Here is a 21,703-nt window from a genome sequence, read left to right as displayed (position 1 = left end):
AACATCTCCTAATTTTATTTATAATATTCTAAATACCAATCAACAAATTTATTCACGCCATCTTGTATAGTTGTTTCTGGTTTAAAGTTAATGTCTCTAAATAAATCATCTACATTTGCGTATGTTTCTGGTACGTCTCCTGGTTGTAAATCCATAAAGTTCTTTTTAGCTTCTTTGCCAAGTTTATTTTCTATTGCTTCAACAAATTCCATTAATCTAACAGGACTATTATTACCTATGTTATAAACTTTATATGGTGCGTAAGATGACCCAGGATCCGGACTTTCCCCTGTCCATTCTGGATTTGGTGAAGCTGTTTTTTTGACTAAGCGACTTATTGCTTCAACGATGTCATCTACATATGTGAAATCACGCATCATTTTTCCGTGATTATAAACATCAATAGTTTTATCTTTAACAATGGAATCTGTAAATTTAAAAAGCGCCATATCAGGTCTTCCCCATGGACCATAGACAGTGAAAAATCTTAATCCCGTTGTTGGTAAATTATATAAATGGCTATACGTATGTGCCATTAACTCATTAGATTTTTTAGTTGCTGCATATAAACTTAATGGATGGTCAATATTATCTGAGGTGCTAAATGGTTTTGAGGTATTTGCTCCATAGACTGAGCTTGAAGAAGCATAAATTAGATTTTCCACATTAAAATGCCTACTACATTCTAATATGTTCATAAAACCTACAATATTAGAATCAATATAAGCTCTTGGATTTTCTATACTATATCTAACACCAGACCTGTCGTTGCTAAATTGACTACAACCTCTGGTTGTTCATCTGTGAATATTTTTGTTAATTCTTCATAATTTTCTAACTTGGTTTTATAAAAAGTAAAATTATCATTACCAATTGAAGCTAAACGATCTTCTTTTAATGTCACTGAGTAATAGTCATTAATGCTATCTACACCTATAACTTCGTGCCCTTGTACAATTAATTTTTTCGCTAAATGAGATCCGATAAATCCTGCAGTACCTGTAATTAAAATTTTCAAACTAAATTGCCTCCCTTTTAATATTATAATAAACTTATTTTTTAGATGTTCCTATAGAATAAGTCACTAATTTCAATATTAAGAAAATAATAATAATTGATGATAATTCATTTATGAAAATGCTTATATTTTGAAAGAAAGTAATACATAATCTAATAATTATAGGTATGATTATTATACTTTCTATTATATAACTATTTTTTAATATTTTCAGAAATATAAATATTAAAAAATTCACTATAAAAGTTGATATAATAACACCTAACCAACCAAAAGCTAAGAAAAATTGCCCAATTAGAGGAATAATTTGAGTTACCTTAGAAGAATCTCCAAAAATTCGATAATTAAATAAATCTGAACTCATAAGGATTGTGTCTGAGCGCCAAAGAAAATTCAAGCCTAAAAATGGTCTTATTAAATCGTATGAGAGAATCAATAAATTATTAACATTACTATATTGACCTATTTCAAGACTAAGAGCTACATTATAAATTCCACCCAAATAAATCTGTAAATAATCTGTAATTAATGATTTTGTATCATCAGTTATACTATAATCGAATGTACCTCGCATAATTGATATAAAATAAATTGCAAAAAAAGCTAGTATGAACATTATAATATTATAAAAATGCATTTTTTTACCATATAAGTAATTCAATAAAATAAATGAAGAAATAATTGGTAAAAGTGCGTCCATCCTATTTTGACCAATAAAAATCATGTTTATTAAAAGTACAAATATAAAATTATAAAATAAAAATATATTCCCAGAATTATTTGAGTGCTTTAAATAGTAATAGCGTGTTACATACCCAATCACAAAATATTTAGCGATGTAAACTGCTATGCTAAATAATGTCCTTAACATATTATCATCACTCTCTGTGATAGGTGTGTCTTTTACACCTATCCCTAAAACACTTATATTATCTCTTATGAAAAAAGCTAACAATATACTTACAAATATGTACCCAATATAAACTAAATCTTTATTTTTATTATGTTGTATAGATAAATTTAAATTATTATTGGTGAAACTTATGTCTCTATTTCTTACTAATAAAATATAGAATATATTCACAAATATAAATTCTAAACATGTAATGGTAATTGAATATCTTAAACTTCCTAATAAAGGAGGAGTAATAGCTCTACCACCGTACCAACCTGAATTGACTATTAGAAAATTCGACAAAACTAATTTCAAAAAATAGATTGAATCTATAATTACTAATATGATTCCTTTTGGCAACCAAATGCATCTAATTAACATAATGAATGTATATAAAAGCGGTAAAAAATATAGATTTTCATAACCTATAGCTGTAACGTTATCCTTTATGTATATAGTTACAACAAGTGAAATGATTGATAAAATTATATATGCGTATCTAATCTTTTACCCCTCCTTTATTATTTTTTTAAACTTGAAATTAAAGTATAAAGCTTTAAGCAGAGTGTTTATAAATTGAAACACTATTAAAGTTATACATGCTCCTAACAACTGATATCTAGGGACTATCTCTACTCCTACAATTAACGTTATTAAAGTTGAAATAGTCAAGTATACTGGTTGGAATTTTAACCGATTAGTTATTAATAGTGCTGAATCATACATCCACCCTGATATATTAAATATTAAAATAATTGAGCATAATTGTAATAAATAATTGTATTTTCCAAAAGTTTCATTGTATAAAAGAGTCAATAGATATTCACCAAATATTGTTGTGAAAACAAAGAAGAGCGCGCCTATAAACACACTAAAAATAAGTGAATACATATTAATTGTTCTAAAAAACAAATTTCTCTTTTCAATAAAAATTTTTTTCATATAAGGTAACAATGCTTGGTTCAAAGAATTCATAAATAAATTCATTACTGTAATTAAATAAGTAATCGCGGAGAATATACCTACCATTTCTACGTTTACAGAATAATCTAGCGACAATTTTGGTATTGATGATGCAAAGCTCATTAAAAATTGTGCTACTCCTAAAGGGAAAATTGTTAAAAATAACAATTTAACTTTAGTTATCCCAACTTTTTCAATTTTAACATTAGTAATTTGTAAGTTCTTATTTTTTTCAATTATCAAAAATAAAAATTGAAAAAAGACTTGAGAATATAAAGACCAAAACAGACTTCGAGTAATAGTAGCAATTACTATAAATAAGATAGTACTTCCCAAAACCCTTAGTATCATTAATTGTGCTTGGTTTTTTATACAACTTCTCTTTATTTGGCCAACCTTGATAGAATTCTCCATTCATATCTAAAATTTTAATTATTAAAACTAATAGCATAATCCAGAAGCTATCTTTATATAATAATAGAGAAATTATGATAATTGACATGATTGAGAAAACGTTTGATATATTTCTTAATTTTTTAAATGTTAAAAAGTTAATATTATCACTTGAAATAATATAAGCTCTCATCTTCATATTAAATAGTAAAGCGATAGGTGCCGTAATGGCTAATGCTAATGTGTATTGTCCTAATTCCTCAATAGTTAGAATTTTTGTTATTACTATTATTAAAATGAATTTAGAAATAGCACTAATTATATTTGCTAGTAATACATATGAAAAATTTTGAATTATTTTTTTCATTTCTCAATTCCATTCGCATAATTTATTAAAACTTTCTTTTTTTCATTTACTGGTAGTTCATCTAATAATTTAAAAATTATTTTATTTATATTTTCTTTGCTGTTATGCAGTGTTCTTCCTATATATATTTTTTCATAAACTTGTTCTGGATTAATTTCATTTTCATTTAGTAATTCCTCGAAGAGTTTCTCTCCTGGTCTTATTCCCGAATACTCAATACCAATATCCTGTTCTTTTTTACCACTTAATTTTATTAAGTTTTTAGCTAAATCAACTATTTTCACTGGTTTCCCCATATCTAATACAAATACTTCTCCTCCTTGTGCTAGTGCACCTGCTTGCAATACTAGCCTTGAAGCTTCAGGTATAGTCATAAAATATCGAGTCATTTCAGGGTGAGTTACAGTCACAGGGCCACCTGCTTCAATTTGCTTTTTAAATAATGGAATTACTGAGCCTCGTGAACCTAGCACGTTACCAAAACGCACTGCTACAAAACTCGTCACACTCGTCTCATCATTTAAACTTTGAACTACCATTTCTGCTACACGTTTTGTCGCTCCCATTACATTTGGTGGGTTTACAGCTTTATCTGTAGATATCATTACAAATTTTCTAACCCCAAACTCTTTTGCTGTTTCTGCAATATTTTTTGTACCTAAAATATTATTTCTTACAGCTTCCATTAGATTATATTCCATTAATGGCACATGCTTATGTGCTGCGGCATGATATACAGCGTATGGTTTATACATATTCATAACTTCTTGTAAGCATTCCTTGTGTTGTACATCCGCAATTATAGGTACAAATTCAATTTTATTACCAAAAGTATTATTCAATTCTTGATGTATAAGATAAATACTATTTTCACCGTGTCCTAATAAAATGATTTTTTCTGGTTCGAATTTACAAACTTGTCGACAAATTTCAGATCCTATAGAGCCACCGACCCCTGTCACTAATATCGTTTTATCTGTCAATTCCTTTGAGATTAAAGCCATATCCAATTCAACCGGATCTCTGCCTAGTAAATCTTCCACTTCTACTTTTTTTAGTTGATTGACTTCTATTTCTCCAGATAATACATCTTCGATATTAGGCATTTTGAATAGCTCGACACCCTCAATATTACAAATATCATTTATTTCATTAAGTCTTTTTTGACTTAACGTAGGTATGGCAATAATAATCTTCTTAATTTGAAATTTCTTTACAAGCTCTGGTATGTCTTTTATAGACCCTTGCACTTTAACACGCTCAGTAATTGTTATTTTTTGTTTATTAATATCGTCATCTACAGCTAATACAGGTTGCATACGCATATCGTTACTTCTTAGCATTTGTCGAATTAACATTGATCCACCTTGTCCGGCTCCTACAACCAAAGTTGGCTTTCTATCAATTGAATTTTCTGTGAAATATTTTCTATAGACTCTCCAAAAGAGTCTAGAACCACCTATCAATAGTAAATGCATCATCCAAGTTATAAAATATAATCTTAAAAACGGACTGTTCCATGTTATTAAAGAAACAATAATGATAGTAACAATTATAGAACTTGTAACTGCTCTTGCAACTGACATTAATTCACTAATACTCGCGTACTCCCATGCACGATGATATAAATTAAATATGTATGCAAATATGTGATGTGAAACTAATAAAACTAAAGATGATAAAAGCAATAAATCAATCGAATATCCTTTGAAATAAGGTTCTAAAATCGAATATCCTAAAAACACGGAAAATGTAACAATAAATGAATCTATAATAATTAATATCAAAAAGCGCAATCTCGCAGAAATCTTTGTCACTTTTAATCCCCTCAATCTAATTTTCTATAAAAGTCCAAACCACTTTTTCTGCTTATATTCTTGTGTTGGTTTATGTTTGGAAATTCTTTCATCTTTAATAACTGCTTTTCCATTTTCTATGAATCTTTCTAAATCTTCATAATAAGTTTTTAATTTTCTTTCATTAAATAATTCATCCATAACAAATGGTCGTACAACACTACTATGTGCATCTGAAGCGACAAAATGAGTCAAATTATTATCAATCATTTGTATTGATAATTTTTTTACCTTTCTTCCAAAATCTCCCAATAATGAAGAAGAAGTGATTTGACTTAAAGCGCCTCCATTTACTAAATCAAAAAGTAAATCTAAATTTTCAGAAATTGCTTTGTTACGTTCTGGATGTGCAATAATTGGTACATATCCTATAGTTTGCAATTCATAAAATAATTTATGCGTATAGTGTGGCACTTCATTACTTGGAAATTCTACTAATAGATATTTCGAATTATTAATACCCTCAATCTTCCCATTGTGGATATCATCAATAATTTGATCAGTCACTCTAATTTCTTGACCCGAATATAAGTTTATTCCAAGTCTGTTCAATTAGTTCATTGTTACGTAATTCATTCAACTTTTCTTTAACTACTTGAATGTTATTATCATATCTAGGATGAAGATGATGTGGGGTAGCAACTATATCAGTAACACCTTCACTGTGAGCTTGTTTAATTAAATCAATACTTTCTTCAATATTTTTTGGGCCATCATCCACATCAACTAAAATGTGATTATGAATATCTATCATCTTTATTCATCTCCATAATAATAGTAATAGCTTGATGACTTATCTAGTGGCATTTTATTTAAAATTGCACCTAGTAATTTCCCTCCAGATTTTGTGATTAAATCTTTTGCTTTTTTAACTTCATTTCTATTATTTTTCTCAGCGTCAATAACAAGTGCACAATAACCTATCGTCCGAGCGTATATTTGAGCATCTGTAACCGTATTAATGGGTGGCGTATCTATCACTATAAAGTCATAATGTTCTAATAATTCATTGTAGATTTCTCCAAATCTGTTAGATGCAATTAATTCTGAGGGATTAGGTGGATTGGGCCCCGCAGTCAATATTCCTAAATTACCTACTTTAGTCTCTTTAATCGCTTCACCATATGTTGCTTTGTTAATAATCAGACTAGACAGTCCACTATTATTATCTAGGTCAAAAAAATAATGCTGTGTTGGTTTACGCATATCACCATCTATAATTAAAGTTTTGTACCCTGCTTGAGCATAAGTCACTGCAATATTTGCAGAAATTGTACTCTTTCCTGATGATGGCTTTTCAGACGTAATTAACAAGCTATTAACTTCTTTGTCTACATTTGAAAACATAATATTGGAACGGATACCTCTAAACTTTTCACTGACTGTTGATTTAGGTTTGTCATATACATATAAAGGTGAAATTGTTCTTTGTTTCTTCGCCATAATTACGAATCTCCTTATTTGAATTTTTGAATTGATCCTAGCACAGGTATACCAAGTTCACTTTCAACATCTTCCTCTGACTTAATCCTTTTATCCAGTAACTCCTTAATAAAGATAATTAATAGTGAAAGAATCAAACCAATTACTATACCTAACACCATATTAACCATTGCTTTAGGAGCTACTTGTGTTGCTGTATCATCCGCTTCAGATAAGATGGACACATTGTCTACACTCATAATGTCAGGTACTTCTTCACTAAAAACTTTTGCAACTGTATTTGCTATATGTTCTGAATCATTTTCACTTTTACTATCCACTGCAATATTTAACACCTGTGATTCTGCTTGATTCGTAACAGTTATCATGTTAGATAGTTCACTAGTAGAATATGCTCGATCTAATTCCTTAGATACTTTATCTATAATACGAGGACTTTTCACTATCTCAGAATATGTATTAACTAACTGTAGATTGCTTTGAACTTCTTGCGCCATCATTTGTGAATCGCTTTCTTTTTGGTTTACTAATACCTGAGTAGATGCTTGATATTTAGCATCTAAAAAGAAAAAAGTAACTATTGCACTAATTAACAAACAAATAATCGGTAAAATTATCAATAATTTCATGTTTTTCCTGGTAATTTGTAATATTTTGGATAAATCTATTGTACTTTCCATATAAACCTCCTATTAAATTCAGCGTTCAACTTATTATAAATTAAATTAGATAAATTACAACACTTTTTAGTTATTTTAAAATAAACTTGTGCAATAGTTTACAACAGCAAACTATTGCACAAGTTTTCACTATTGCTTTTATGTATTAATTTGTTTTTCATTAAAAAATTTAATACATAAAAAAAGAGAACGTAATAAATTACGTTCTCTTTCCTCTAAAACTTATTCTATTATTATGCTATTTCAATCTGGAAACGGCGTATGACTGTACCATCTTCTAATGTGGATGGTTCGATTTCTTCGCCACCATTATGCTTAATGACTGCTACGGAAACTTCATTATCTTGATCACAAGTAATCAAAGCTTCTTGAACACCAATTCTTGATAAGTAGTCTAAAGATTTCTTCAACAACTTGTTGCCAAAACCTTTGCCACGGTATTTTTTGCGAATGCCGTAGCCAACATGGCCGCCGACTTTTTTCAGTCTATCGTTTAAGTTATGACGAATATTGGCGGCACCGATGATTTCATCATCATCTATTAAAAACAATGTCGTATTATCTACAGTTTGGTCGTGTGATTTGTTATCTGCTAATTCGTGAACTATTTCTTCAAAATTACTATATTTCGTAATGTTTGTAATCTCAGGCACTACCTTCTCATCATGATCAATCCATTCTCTCATATAATCACAATATAATGCTTCGTCACCCATTGTTAATTCTCTAAATTCAACCATGTTGACACTCCTTCCTTCTAAGTTATTACTATTACGCATCTATGATTTCGTTGTGTGTATTTAAATAGTACACATAATGATCTGTCCATTTGCCATTCTCAAATATGAAACCTTTGCGAACACATTCGAATTGAAAGCCCACTTTTTCAATCAAACCGATAGAAGGCACATTATCTATATTGATATGTGCTTCAAGTCTGTGAAAATGCGGCGTATCTCGTGCTTGTTTAACTAATTCTGCCACTGCTTCATAAGCAAAGCCTTGATTCCAGTATTGATTATGAATAAAATAACCAATTTCAGCCCACTGAAAATTGTCACGGCTTAAGTTTTTAATATCAAGCATGCCTAAATGATTCATATCTTTATCAAAAATTCCAAAGATGTATAAATCATCTGCTTCAATGGCTTGTTGTCTGCCTAACTATCAGTCCCGCAAACCAGGGTTCAGTCGCATGTGACATATCTACTTGGCCTTTATCATATTTAAATTGAGATGGCTTACGGTTTACAAAACCACGCAACCATGTTTCGTAATCATTTTCTTCCAACGGTCTAATGATAAGGCGTTGCGTATTAAAATGCAACCTTAAATTTTTTGTCATCTAAAATCCCCTTCATAGCGCTATCTGTTATCTAAACTATAACATTTTTCACTATGAAAGCGTATCATTCAATACGGCTTATAACTTAGATCTAGTTAATTTAAATTTATACCACTTTATTAAGATGCATTTATGCTTTTCAGCTAATATTAAAAAACTTTTCTATCATTTGAAAGACCATTAATCGACGGTGTAAAAATACTATTTTATGGGTATATGAATAAGTGAAAGCGTTGTATGAATTATATTGTGCTTAACCGTTTAGAATTACCTCTAGTAAAAAACACATCTCTTAACTATAAGATGACATGGGTTTGGTATCTTAAGGAGGTTTTTACTATGACTCATAATAGATCTAAAAAATTATTTCTGTTTTTTGGCGTACTGTCATGGTTATCAGTTATGATTTTATTCATTACGCCAATCTTAGCGCCCTATCAAAATTTTATTAAATCTGAAACTGGTTTGGCTCTCGGTTGGATTATTGTACTACTTGCCTTTATCACGCTATTTTATGTCGCTATTGTAATACTAGATATATATAGCCCTATCGCAACCCAAGTATTGCAATTTGTACTGTTAACTGTAGTCATTATTTGTGCAGTACCCTCTATCACTGCGTTTATTTTGGCATCATTCGTTGTAAATATTAGTATAGTTGAAATATTTATTCCAATTGTACTTGTTATACTAGCAAGTATGCTTCATATCTTATGGTTCACAATTCCATTTATCCAAAATAAACAAACGCGCAAACGTTTAAAGTCTAAAACAGGACTTTAAACATAATGAAAATACTGCTCATTTTCATTATGTTTAATAACCATGTTACTAAAAAGTAGCATGGTTATTTTAATTTATTCTCTAGTTATTCCCTTTTAGTTCATAAAAAAACGAGAGCGGGAGAGAAATCAAAATTTGATTTCATCTTCCCGCCCCCATAATGATTAAATCATTACTATTTAATTGTTCCTAGTTCTTTGCCTACTTTTTCATACGCGGCTAATGCCTGGTCTAACATTTCTTTCGTATGTGCGGCTGTTGGCATGTTACGCACACGTCCTGTGCCTTTTGGAACCGTTGGGAAGACAATTGACTTCACATAGATGCCTTCGTCTTTCAAACGGCTACTGAACGCTTGTGTTTCTTTCTCATCACCAATAATAACAGGCGTGATTGGTGTTTCAGAGTTGCCAATATTAAATCCAAGTTCTTTTAATCCAGCTTTTAAATAATTACCGTTATCCCAAAGTTTATCGTGTAATTCTGTAGACGCCATTAATTTTTTCACTGATTCAGTGATCGCTTTCGTATCTCCAGGCGCTAATGATGTTGAGAATAAAAATGGTCTTGATTGCACTTTTAACCAATCAATTAATGATTGTGTACCGACTACATAACCACCTACAACACCAATCGCTTTTGATAACGTACCCATTTGGAAATCAATTCTATCTTGTAAGCCAAAATGCTTTACTGTGCCGGCACCTTTACCCATCACGCCTGAACCATGTGCGTCATCAACATAAGTAATTAAGCCAAATTCTTCAGCGATTTCAACGATTTCTGGCAGTTTCGCAACATCGCCGTCCATACTAAATACACCATCAGTGATGTACATAACTTTATTATATTGACCTGACTCTACTGCTTCTTTTGCTTTTGCACGTAAGTCTTCCATATCTGAGTGGTTTACGCGAATAATTTTCGCTTTAGATAAACGACAGCCATCTATAATAGATGCGTGGTTTAGTTCATCTGAAAGTATCGCATCATGTTTATTCATAACAGCAGAAATTGCTGCCATATTACAGTTGAGACCTGATTGATATGCGACTGTTGCTTCTGTTCCTTTAAATTCAGCTAATTTTGCTTCTAATTCATCATGTAAATCTAATGTCCCATTAATCGAACGTACTGCACCCGCACCAACACCATGTGTATCAATTGCATCTTTCGCGACTTGTTTTAAATCTTCATCTGTTGCTAGTCCTAAATAATTATTTGAAGATAAGTTAACGTAGTGCTTTCCCTTGATCTTAATTTCAGGCCCATTCGCGCCTTCAATTGTATCAATTTCATTGTATAACCCGTTATCTTTTAAATACTGAATATTTTCATCTAAAAAGCCATGTAGTGATTGTACCACTGCAAGTCCCCCTTTGGATTGTCTTTGTGTTTAAGTTAATCATAACCTATTTTTAAAATACATGGAAGTAGAATAACAATTAAAAAGAAAGCGTTTCCCACAATTAGATTTGTACGTTAATAATTGGTGGTACAGTTACGTTATTTTAAATGGTATACTGGATAAAAATGACTAAGGAAGAAGGGTTGAAGTTGTTTGATTGGTTTCAACTAGCGCAAGAAAAAGAAAGTAAAATGATACAAGTACGTCGGTACTTACATCAATATCCCGAATTATCGTTCGAAGAGTACCATACTCATGATTATATTCAAAATCAATTGAGTCAATTATCATGTGAAATACGTACACCCGTAGGTCGCAATGGTATCGTTGCGACTTTTAAAGGTCGTGGTGATGGGCCAACAGTAGCATTACGTGCAGACTTTGATGCACTACCTATAGATGAACTTACAGAAGTGGATTACAAATCTAAAAATCCAGGTGCTATGCACGCATGTGGTCATGATGGTCACACTGCAACTTTATTAGGCGTGGCAGAAATTATAGAGCATCATCTACAATTCTTAAATGGTAACGTGGTACTCATCTTCCAATATGGCGAAGAAGTAATGCCAGGTGGCTCTCAAGAAATGATAGACGATGGTTGTTTACAAGACGTAGACAAAATATACGCTAACCATTTATGGAGCGGTTATCCTACAGGTACGATTTATTCCCGTGCTTGGTGCAATGATGGCGTCACCAGATGAATTTAATATTACAATTCAAGGTAAAGGTGGACATGGTGCCAAACCACACGAAACCATTGATCCTGTAGTAATCATGGCTGAATTTATTATGAGTGCACAAAAAATCGTTTCAAGAACCATTGATCCCGTCAAACAGGCAGTGATTAGTTTTGGTATGGTCCAAGCAGGATCTGCAGATAATATCATTCCTGACACTGCATTTTGTAAAGGCACTGTACGTACATTCGATACAGAAGCTCAAACTCATGTTATGACTAAAATGGATAAACTTTTACAAGGACTTGCTGTGGCAAATGACATCACATACACAATGGATTACATTAAGGGCTATCTACCTGTCCATAACAATCCAAATAGTTATGAAATTGTTAAAAAAGCGACAAACGATATTAACTTGAGATTCAACGAGTCAGAATTAATGATGATTGGTGAAGACTTCTCTCATTACTTAAAAGTCCGTCCAGGTGCTTTATTCCTAACAGGATGTGGTAATCCAGAAAAAGATACAACACACCCACATCACAGTCCAAACTTCAATATTGATGAAAAAGCAATGAAATACACCGTTAGCCAATTCCTCAAAATTCTAGAACTCGAAAATGTGATTGTTAAAACCACTTCGTAACTCTGTTACGTTAGTAGTGCTTATGCCTATGTGATCCAGTACAACACACAGGCGTCTTATTTTTATATAAACTTTTGAAGATACAATAATTTCTCTAACTACCTATATATACAAACAAGCACACTGCCAAAACGGCATTGTGCTTGTTTGTTTTCATTTTTATTAATTCAATTATACTATTTGCTTAAAACGTCAGTAATTTGGGACGACTCCTCTCTAGTTAATGAAGCACAAGCTGAAGATTACAGGATGAGGCTGTGACCGCAGAAAAGCAAGCGCAAAAACTGTCAAAGACAATTGTGTTAAGGCGCCCTAATCCATTTTGATTTCCACGGATTACAATAGCTTTGCTATTGCATTAAGAAGCCCTAATCACTTATTGTGATAAGGGCTTCTATATATAAAAAAGAGCCTCCATAAGGGAGGCTCCTAAAATCTCTATCAAAGATAGAAATTATTTATTATTTAATAATTGAAGTTACAACGCCTGATCCAACAGTACGTCCACCTTCACGGATAGAGAAACGCGTACCATCTTCGATAGCGATTGGTGAAATCAATTCAACTTGCATTTCAACGTTATCGCCAGGCATAACCATTTCAGTACCTTCTTGTAAACTAACAACGCCAGTTACGTCAGTAGTACGGAAATAGAATTGCGGACGGTAGTTAGTGAAGAATGGAGTATGACGCCCACCTTCTTCTTTTGATAAAACATAAACGTCTGCTTTGAAGTTAGTATGCGGTGTAATAGTACCAGGCGCGACTAAAACTTGTCCACGAGAGATGTCATCACGTGATACACCACGTAATAAAGCACCAATGTTGTCGCCGGCTTCAGCGTAGTCTAGTAATTTACGGAACATTTCAACACCTGTAACAGTTGTTTTAGTTGATTCCTCTTGCATACCGATGATTTCAATTTCAGCACCGACTTTGATTTGACCACGTTCAACACGGCCTGTAGCAACAGTACCACGACCAGTGATTGAGAATACGTCCTCAACTGGCATCATGAATGGTTTGTCAGAATCACGTTCTGGTGTTGGGATAAATTCATCAACAGCGTCCATTAATTCTAAAATTTTGTTTTCATATTCTTCAACGCCTTCAAGCGCTTTTAATGCTGAACCGGCGATTACAGGAACATCGTCGCCAGGGAAGTCATATTCGCTTAATAAGTCACGAACTTCCATTTCAACTAATTCTAATAATTCTTCATCGTCAACCATGTCAACTTTGTTTAAGAATACAACTAATGCTTGGAACACCAACGTTACGTGATAACAAGATATGTTCACGAGTTTGAGGCATTGGACCATCAGCAACAGATACTACTAAGATACCGCCGTCCATTTGAGCAACACCAGTGATCATGTTTTTCACATAGTCAGCGTGACCTGGGCAGTCAACGTGAGCATAGTGACGTTTTTCAGTTTGGTACTCAATGTGAGAAGTATTAATTGTAATACCACGTTCTTTTTCTTCTGGAGCGTTATCAATCATGTCATATGATTGAGCTACAGCGTCACCATTTTTTGCTAATACAGTTGCAATTGCGGCTGTTAAAGTAGTTTTACCATGGTCAACGTGTCCGATAGTACCAATATTGGCATGGGTTTTTGAGCGGTCAAATTTTTCTTTAGCCATTATAAAATCTCTCCTATTCGTTAGAAAATTAATTTTTAAAATTTATCTCTCATGACAGTTACTCACTGTCACGAGAAGAATATTTGTTACTTGTAAAAAAGGACTATATAGTACCTTTATAATGCATTTCAGTAAAAAAATCAATTGATAAAACTATAAGCTACATAATTAAGCTTTACATGTAATTAACAGATAGACTGTTATCTTACAAAATAAATTTAATTACTCTGCTGATTTACCACTATTTTTCTTGATAATTGCTTCAGCAACTGATTTTGGAACTTCTGCGTAGTGGTCAAAGTACATAGTATACGTACCGCGACCTTGAGTGTTAGAACGTAATGATGTTGCATAACCGAACATTTCTGAAAGTGGTACAAAAGCGTTAACAACTTGTGCATTACCACGAGGTTCCATACCATCAACACGTCCACGACGAGATGTTACGTCACCCATGATGTCACCCATGTACTCTTCAGGCATTTCAATTGTTACTTTCATCATTGGTTCTAAGATAACTGGATCACATTTTTTAGCAGCTTCTTTAAGCGCTAATGATGCGGCAATTTTGAAGGCCATTTCTGATGAATCGACATCATGGTATGAACCGTCATATAATTTAGCTTTAACATCAATTAAAGGATAACCAGCTAATACACCGTTTTCCATTGAATCTTTAAGTCCTGCTTCAACTGATGGAATGTATTCACGAGGAACTACACCACCAACGATAGCGTTTTCGAATTCAAAACCGCCACCAGTTTCGTTAGGCGAGAATTCAATCTTAACGTCACCAAATTGACCACGACCACCAGATTGACGAGCGAATTTACCTTGAACTTGAGCTGATTGCTTAAATGTTTCACGGTATGAAACCATTGGAGCACCAACGTTACATTCAACGTTAAATTCTTTCTTCATACGGTCTACTAAGATATCTAAGTGAAGTTCACCCATACCACCAATGATAACTTGTCCAGTTTCATCGTCTGTGTGTGCATGGAATGTTGGATCTTCTTCTTGTAACTTAACTAAAGCTGTAGTCATTTTGTCTTGGTCAGCTTTAGATTTTGGTTCAACAGATAAGTGAATAACAGGTTCTGGGAAATCCATAGATTCCAAGATAATATCATTCTTCTCACCACATAAAGTATCACCAGTAGCAGTATCTTTAAGACCTACCGCAGCGACGATATCTCCTGAGTATACTGTGTTAAGCTCTTGACGAGAGTTAGCGTGCATTTGTAGTAAACGACCTACACGTTCACGTTTGCCCTTCGTAGAGTTCTTAACGTATGAACCAGATGAAAGATGTCCTGAATAAACACGGAAGAATGTTAACTTACCAACATAAGGGTCAGTCATTACTTTGAACGCTAAAGCGGCGAACTCAGCATCGTCATCAGCTTTTGCGATAACTTCTTCTTCTGGTTCATCAGCACGGTGTCCAACAATTGGTTTAACATCTAATGGTGATGGTAGGTAATCAATTACTGCGTCAAGCAATAACTGAACACCTTTGTTTTTGAACGCTGTACCAACAAGAACTGGATAAAATTCAATATCATTTGTTGCTTGGCGGATAGCATCTTTTAATTCAGCGACAGTGATTGCTTCGTCAGCTAAATATTTTTCCATTAATTCATCATTACTTTCAGCTACTGCTTCAATTAATGCTTGAACGAGCTTCGTCAGCTCTATCTTTATGATCCTCAGGAATTTCAATTTCTTCAATTTCAGTTCCTTCGTTGTTGTTATATTTAAAACATTTCATTTCAACTAAGTCAATGATTGCTTCAAATTGATCTTCAGCACCAATTGGTAATTGAATTGGTTGTGCATTAGCTTGTAAACGGTCATGAATAGTGCTAACTGCATATTCAAAGTTAGCGCCCATTTTGTCCATTTTGTTTACGAAGACAATACGAGGTACACTATAGTTTGTTGCTTGGCGCCAAACTGTTTCAGTTTGCGGCTCAACACCTGATTGTGCATCAAGTACTGTTACTGCGCCATCAAGTACACGTAATGAACGTTCAACTTCAACAGTGAAGTCTACGTGTCCTGGTGTATCGATGATATTTACACGGTGATCATCCCATTCTGCTGTTGTTGCGGCAGAAGTGATTGTAATACCACGATCTTGTTCCTGTTCCATCCAGTCCATTTGTGAAGCTCCTTCATGAGTTTCACCAATTTTGTGGATACGTCCAGTATAGTAAAGAATACGTTCTGTCGTAGTTGTTTTACCGAGCATCGATGTGAGCCATGATACCGATATTACGAGTTCTGTCTAAACTAAAATCTCTAGCCATGTATTTTTCTCCTTCCAGTATAACTGCGAATAAATACTATAAATATGGCAATGCCCTAAGCACACGCCTTAGATAGTAAACTATCAATGTGGAACATGCTCAGGGAAAAAGCTACTATCCTACCAACGATAGTGAGCGAAGGCTTTGTTAGCTTCAGCCATTTTGTGAGTGTCTTCACGTTTCTTAACTGCGCCACCTGTATTGTTGGTCGCATCTAAGATTTCGTTAGCTAAACGCTCTTCCATAGTTTTTTCACCACGGTGACGCGAATAATTAACTAACCAACGAAGTCCTAAAGTCGTACGACGTTCTGGACGAACTTCAACTGGTACTTGATAGTTAGAACCACCTACACGGCGAGCTTTAACTTCTAATACTGGCATGATGTTGTCGATAGCTTCATCGAAAACTTCAACAGCTTCACGACCACTACGTTCTTGAACTAAGTCGAAAGCAGAATAAAGAATTCTTTGAGCTGTCCCACGTTTACCATCTAACATGATTTTGTTGATTAATTTTGTAACTAATTTTGAATTGTGGATTGGATCCGGTAATACGTCTCTTTTTGGTACTGATCCTTTACGAGGCATAATGTAAATCCTCCCTTCCTATTATAGTATAATTTTTAAATTTATAGCGAAAATTTACGCAATCTTAACCTTATTTCTTAGGTTTTTTAGCTCCGTATTTTGAACGACTCTTTCTACGTCCATCTACGCCTGAAGTATCAAGCGCACCACGTACAACGTGATAACGTACACCAGGTAAATCTTTTACACGTCCACCACGTACAAGTACAACACTGTGTTCTTGTAAGTTATGTCCGATACCAGGGATATACGCATTAATTTCAATACTGTTTGACAAACGTACACGGGCATATTTACGTAACGCGGAGTTAGGTTTTTTAGGAGCCATAGTACCTACACGAGTACAAACACCACGTTTTTGTGGAGAGTTTAAACTAGTGTATTTTTTCTTTTTACTGTTAAAGTTTCTGTTCAAAGTCTGGTGAACCGTAATTTTTTGATTTGCTTTGTCTAGGTTTACGTACCAATTGATTAATAGTTGGCATTGAATGTTTCCTCCTCTCATCATTTATAATCCCACACATCCAGGTGGTTCATTTCAAGGGCAAATAAAATTTAGTAAGAATTATTCTTACTAATCTCATTTTAATAATGCAACAATTGTTGCATTAACGTTAATACCTACATATTCTCCTAAAGCTTGTTTGCTTTTGCAAAATGAAACAGGTATTTGTTTATGATTGATTTGACTTAGCACGCGAGTCAGTAAATGAACTTCAACGTCTTCAGCAATAATCAATGATGTAACTTGGTTCTTATTCAAAGCCTTAAGCGTTTGTTTAAGTCCAATAACATGATGTTGTTTGTTAAAGCGTGCAACTTTTTCATTAGACATTAAAATATCCTCCAAAGTTCTGCTTGCATCAACCTTAATAATAATAACATCTTAGATACTGTTGAGTCAACTTTAAATACGATAAATTCTTCAAAAAACATAAAAAACAAGTGATCGAAATATAATATCTCGATCACCTTGTTTATTCAGTAAAAAGAATTATATCTTAGTTGTATGTGTTTCTTCAGTAACTTCTTTTTTTGGTGCAACTGTGTCGTATTTAACGTCTCTATAACGTCTCATACCAGTACCAGCTGGAATTAATTTACCGATGATAACATTCTCTTTAAGTCCAAGTAAGTTATCACGTTTACCTTTAATTGCGAGCATCTGTAAGTACACGTGTTGTTTCTTGGAACGAAGCTGCTGATAAGAAGCTTTCTGTTTCAAGAGACGCTTTCGTAATACCTAGTAAGACTGGTTTAGCTGTTGCTGGACGTTTACGTTCTTTAAATGCATCACGGTTTGCATCAGTAAAGCTATGAATATCTACTAATGAACCTGGAAGTAACTTAGTATCTCCGGCTTCGATAATGCGTACTTTACGTAGCATTTGTCTAACCATAACTTCAACGTGTTTATCATCAATTTCCACACCTTGCATACGGTAAACTTTTTGAACTTCTTTTAATAGATAACTTTCTGTTGCATTTAAACCTGATACAGATAAATAGTTCTTAGGCTCGATTGAACCTTCAGTTAGAACTTCACCACGTTCAACGCCTTGGCCAACTTCAACTTTCAATCTTGAAGTACCTGAAGCTAAATATGATTTAGATTCGTTAGCACCTTTAATAACGATTTCTTGTTGGCGGTCTTTTGCAATCTTGATGTCATCAACGACACCTTCGATTTCTGTAATCACAGCTTGACCTTTAGGATTACGTGCTTCGAAGATCTCTTGAATACGTGGAAGACCTTGTGTGATATCGCTACCTGCTACCCCACCTGTATGGAATGTACGCATTGTAAGCTGTGTACCTGGTTCACCAATTGATTGTGCGGCAATTGTACCAACTGCTTCACCAACTTCAACTTTTTCACCAGTAGCAAGGTTTTTACCGTAACATTTTTCACAAACACCATGACGTGTATTACATGTAAATGCTGAACGTATATACATTGATTCAATACCAGCGTCTGTAATTTGTTTAGCAATGTCTGCAGTTACCAATTGATCTGGTTGTACAATTACTTCATCAGTCTCTGGATGACGGACAGTTTCTTTAGAATAACGTCCTTCAATACGTTCAATGAATGGTTCGATCATTTCTGTACCTTCTTTGATATCAGAAACAAGTAGACCACGGTCAGTGCCACAATCTTCATCACGAACAATAACATCTTGAGCAACGTCAACAAGACGACGAGTAAGGTAACCTGAATCGGCTGTTTTAAGTGCTGTATCGGCAAGACCTTTACGCGCACCATGGGTAGAGATAAAGTACTCTAATACAGTTAAACCTTCACGGAATGATGAAGTGATTGGTAATTCAATAATCTTACCTGATGGTGCGGCCATAAGTCCACGCATACCTGCTAACTGTGTAAAGTTAGATGCGTTACCACGGGCACCAGAGTCACTCATCATAAAGATTGGGTTTGTTTTATCAAGTGATCCCATTAATTTTTGCTGAATTTGGTCTTTAGCGTCAGTCCAAATTTCAACGACAGCGTTATAACGTTCAAATTCAGTAATTAAACCACGATTAAATTGTTTCGTAATTCTCTCAACTAATTTTTCGTGTTCATCTAAGATTTTTTGTTTATCTGGTAATACTACGATATCAGATACACCAACAGTGATACCTGCTTTAGTTGAAAACTTGAATCCTAAGTCTTTCATTCTGTCTAACATCATAGAAGTATCTGTGATGCTGAAACGATTGAAGACTTCTGCAATAATATTTCCTAAGAAATTCTTATTGAATGGTTCAATTAATTCTTGATTATCGAAGTATTCTTTTAATCCGCCTTCTCCTAATTCAGTAGCAGATATGAAATATCTAGCTGGTGTTTTATTTTCTAAATTAGTTTGTGTTGGTTCGTTAATATATGCAAATGAGTCTGGGATGATTTCATTAAATATAACTTTACCAACTGAAGTTAACAAGAGTTTTTTGTTTTGTTCTTCCGTGAATGTTGGATTATTAAATGATTTAGCATGCACACCAATACGTGAATGTAAGTGTACGTAGCCATTCGCATAAGCTTTCAATACTTCATTTGTATCATTGAAAATCGCACCAGTATTCACTGAATCTTTACGCTCTAAAGTTAAGTAATAGTTACCTAACACCATATCTTGTGAAGGTGTTACAACTGGTTTACCATCTTTAGGGTTTAAGATATTTTGTGCTCGCAAGCATTAACATACGTGCTTCTGCTTGAGCTTCTTTTGATAATGGTACGTGAACTGCCATTTGGTCACCATCAAAGTCAGCGTTGTAAGCTGTTGTAGCAAGTGGATGTAGACGAATTGCACGACCTTCAACTAATGTAGGTTCAAATGCTTGAATACCTAATCTGTGAAGTGTTGGTGCACGGTTTAAAAGTACTGGGTGTTCTTTGATAACATCTTCCAATACGTCCCAAACTTCATCATCCATGCGTTCAATCTTACTTTTCGCATTTTTAATGTTTGTAGCAATTTCACGTTGAACTAATTCTTTCATGATGAAAGGTTTGAACAATTCTAATGCCATCTCTTTAGGTAGTCCACATTGGTACATTTTCAAGCTAGGTCCAACTGCAATAACTGAACGACCTGAATAGTCAACACGCTTACCTAATAAGTTTTGACGGAAACGTCCTTGTTTACCTTTTAACATATGAGAAAGAGATTTTAATGGGCGGTTACCTGGTCCAGTAACTGGACGGCCACGACGGCCATTATCGATAAGTGCATCAACAGCTTCTTGTAACATACGTTTTTCGTTTTGGACGATGATGCCTGGAGCACCTAAGTCTAATAAACGTTTCAAACGGTTGTTACGGTTGATAACACGACGATACAAATCATTAAGATCACTTGTAGCAAAACGTCCACCATCTAATTGAACCATTGGTCTGATTTCTGGTGGGATAATTGGAAGTACGTCTAACACCATCCACGCTGGATTATTACCAGAATGTCTGAATGATTCAACTACTTCTAAACGTTTAATTGCACGTGTAAGTCTTTGACCTGTTGCTGATTCTAACTCATCTCTTAGTTGTTTGAGTTCACCGTCTAAGTCGATTTCTTGTAGTAATTCTTTGATACCTTCAGCACCCATTTTGGCGTTGAATTTACCTGGGAATTTATCATAGTAATCTCTGAATTCTGCTTCAGATAATAATGTCTTTTGCTCTAAACCAGTTGGACCTGGATTAACAACAACATAAGAAGCGAAGTAAATAACTTCTTCTAACGCTCTTGGTGACATATCTAATAAAAGACCCATACGACTTGGAATACCTTTGAAGTACCAAATGTGTGATACAGGCGCGACTAATTCAATATGGCCCATTCTTTCACGGCGCACTTTTGACTTAGTTACTTCTACTCCACATCTGTCACAAACCATACCTTTATAACGTACACGTTTGTATTTACCACAACTACATTCCCAGTCTTTCGAAGGTCCAAATATTCTCTCACAGAATAGACCATCTTTTTCTGGTTTTAAAGTACGATAGTTAATTGTTTCTGGCTTTTTAACCTCACCAAAAGACCATGAACGGATTTTTTCGGGTGAAGCAAGTCCTATTTTCATATAATGGAAATTATTTACATCAATCAAGGAGCCTACCTCCTTCAATTTAGATTAGCTGTGCAAATTGATTGA

The 21,703-nt window shown here is 33.8% G+C and carries 10 protein-coding genes and 8 pseudogenes; 2 read left to right on the top strand and 16 right to left on the bottom strand.

Features of this window, described 5'->3' with window-relative positions; genetic code table 11:
* Positions 1 to 14: 14 nt before the first annotated feature.
* From ABLV90_RS06020 to ABLV90_RS05980, 9 genes and pseudogenes are all read right to left on the bottom strand, one after another.
* Positions 15 to 1,018, bottom strand: a pseudogene (locus ABLV90_RS06020) (NAD-dependent epimerase).
* Positions 1,019 to 1,052: 34 nt separating this feature from the next.
* Positions 1,053 to 2,273: an O-antigen polymerase gene (locus ABLV90_RS06015; protein ID WP_460872332.1), complete on the bottom strand. Its 1,221-nt coding sequence runs from the start codon at positions 2,271 to 2,273 to the stop codon at positions 1,053 to 1,055.
* A 147-nt stretch (positions 2,274 to 2,420) separates the two neighbouring features.
* Positions 2,421 to 3,290, bottom strand: a complete 870-nt coding sequence (locus tag ABLV90_RS06010; protein ID WP_460872331.1) for a lipopolysaccharide biosynthesis protein — start codon at positions 3,288 to 3,290, stop codon at positions 2,421 to 2,423.
* A gap of 342 nt (positions 3,291 to 3,632) precedes the next feature.
* Entirely contained in the window at positions 3,633 to 5,453 is a 1,821-nt protein-coding gene (locus tag ABLV90_RS06005) for a polysaccharide biosynthesis protein (RefSeq protein WP_460872330.1), read from the bottom strand.
* 24 nt (positions 5,454 to 5,477) lie between these two features.
* Positions 5,478 to 6,246 (bottom strand): annotated as a pseudogene (locus ABLV90_RS06000) (tyrosine-protein phosphatase).
* Between the two features lie 2 nt (positions 6,247 to 6,248).
* On the bottom strand, positions 6,249 to 6,935 hold the full coding sequence (locus tag ABLV90_RS05995; protein ID WP_427707448.1) for a polysaccharide biosynthesis tyrosine autokinase: 687 nt from the start codon (positions 6,933 to 6,935) through the stop codon (positions 6,249 to 6,251).
* Positions 6,936 to 6,949: 14 nt separating this feature from the next.
* Positions 6,950 to 7,615: a YveK family protein gene (locus ABLV90_RS05990; RefSeq protein WP_427707446.1), complete on the bottom strand. Its 666-nt coding sequence runs from the start codon at positions 7,613 to 7,615 to the stop codon at positions 6,950 to 6,952.
* Between the two features lie 233 nt (positions 7,616 to 7,848).
* On the bottom strand, positions 7,849 to 8,355 hold the full coding sequence (locus ABLV90_RS05985; protein WP_427707444.1) for a GNAT family N-acetyltransferase: 507 nt from the start codon (positions 8,353 to 8,355) through the stop codon (positions 7,849 to 7,851).
* Positions 8,356 to 8,386: 31 nt separating this feature from the next.
* Positions 8,387 to 8,960 (bottom strand): annotated as a pseudogene (locus tag ABLV90_RS05980) (GNAT family N-acetyltransferase).
* Between the two features lie 339 nt (positions 8,961 to 9,299).
* Here ABLV90_RS05980 and ABLV90_RS05975 point away from each other — a divergent pair.
* On the top strand, positions 9,300 to 9,743 hold the full coding sequence (locus ABLV90_RS05975; RefSeq protein WP_460872329.1) for a hypothetical protein: 444 nt from the start codon (positions 9,300 to 9,302) through the stop codon (positions 9,741 to 9,743).
* A 175-nt stretch (positions 9,744 to 9,918) separates the two neighbouring features.
* Here ABLV90_RS05975 and ABLV90_RS05970 read toward each other — a convergent pair whose 3' ends face one another.
* Positions 9,919 to 11,109 carry a glycine C-acetyltransferase gene (locus tag ABLV90_RS05970; protein ID WP_460872328.1) on the bottom strand — a complete coding sequence of 397 codons (1,191 nt, stop codon included), beginning with the start codon at positions 11,107 to 11,109 and terminating at the stop codon, positions 9,919 to 9,921.
* Positions 11,110 to 11,300: 191 nt separating this feature from the next.
* Here ABLV90_RS05970 and ABLV90_RS05965 point away from each other — a divergent pair.
* Positions 11,301 to 12,483, top strand: a pseudogene (locus ABLV90_RS05965) (M20 family metallopeptidase).
* Between the two features lie 461 nt (positions 12,484 to 12,944).
* On the opposite strand, the pseudogene tuf reads toward ABLV90_RS05965, so the two are convergent.
* From tuf to rpoC, 6 genes and pseudogenes are all read right to left on the bottom strand, one after another.
* A pseudogene (tuf, locus tag ABLV90_RS05960) lies at positions 12,945 to 14,133 on the bottom strand (elongation factor Tu).
* Positions 14,134 to 14,355: 222 nt separating this feature from the next.
* Positions 14,356 to 16,448, bottom strand: a pseudogene (gene fusA / locus ABLV90_RS05955) (elongation factor G).
* 119 nt (positions 16,449 to 16,567) lie between these two features.
* Complete coding sequence (gene rpsG, locus ABLV90_RS05950; protein ID WP_460872327.1) at positions 16,568 to 17,038, bottom strand: 30S ribosomal protein S7; 471 nt, start codon at positions 17,036 to 17,038, stop codon at positions 16,568 to 16,570.
* A gap of 70 nt (positions 17,039 to 17,108) precedes the next feature.
* Positions 17,109 to 17,523: pseudogene (gene rpsL, locus ABLV90_RS05945) on the bottom strand (30S ribosomal protein S12).
* A gap of 95 nt (positions 17,524 to 17,618) precedes the next feature.
* A complete protein-coding gene (locus tag ABLV90_RS05940; RefSeq protein WP_427707432.1) occupies positions 17,619 to 17,873 on the bottom strand; it encodes a ribosomal L7Ae/L30e/S12e/Gadd45 family protein in 255 nt (84 codons plus the stop codon).
* A 159-nt stretch (positions 17,874 to 18,032) separates the two neighbouring features.
* Positions 18,033 to 21,631: pseudogene (gene rpoC, locus ABLV90_RS05935) on the bottom strand (DNA-directed RNA polymerase subunit beta').
* Positions 21,632 to 21,703: the final 72 nt, after the last annotated feature.

It is taken from the genome of Staphylococcus sp. 2S1, from assembly GCF_046721335.1.
Classification (GTDB): Bacteria; Bacillota; Bacilli; order Staphylococcales; family Staphylococcaceae; genus Staphylococcus; species Staphylococcus equorum_A.
Note: the sequence above shows the minus strand (reverse complement) of the source record. Positions and strands in the feature narration are given on the sequence as shown.

What these genes read in the sequence shown, in the direction of transcription:
- ABLV90_RS05990 (WP_427707446.1), bottom strand. Translation starts at nt 7,615, where the DNA reads ATGGAAAGTACAATAGATTTATCCAAAATATTACAAATTACCAGGAAA.
- ABLV90_RS05995 (WP_427707448.1), bottom strand. Translation starts at nt 6,935, where the DNA reads ATGGCGAAGAAACAAAGAACAATTTCACCTTTATATGTATATGACAAA.
- ABLV90_RS05985 (WP_427707444.1), bottom strand. Translation starts at nt 8,355, where the DNA reads ATGGTTGAATTTAGAGAATTAACAATGGGTGACGAAGCATTATATTGT.
- rpsG (WP_460872327.1), bottom strand. Translation starts at nt 17,038, where the DNA reads ATGCCTCGTAAAGGATCAGTACCAAAAAGAGACGTATTACCGGATCCA.
- ABLV90_RS06010 (WP_460872331.1), bottom strand. Translation starts at nt 3,290, where the DNA reads ATGGAGAATTCTATCAAGGTTGGCCAAATAAAGAGAAGTTGTATAAAA.
- ABLV90_RS05975 (WP_460872329.1), top strand. Translation starts at nt 9,300, where the DNA reads ATGACTCATAATAGATCTAAAAAATTATTTCTGTTTTTTGGCGTACTG.
- ABLV90_RS05940 (WP_427707432.1), bottom strand. Translation starts at nt 17,873, where the DNA reads ATGTCTAATGAAAAAGTTGCACGCTTTAACAAACAACATCATGTTATT.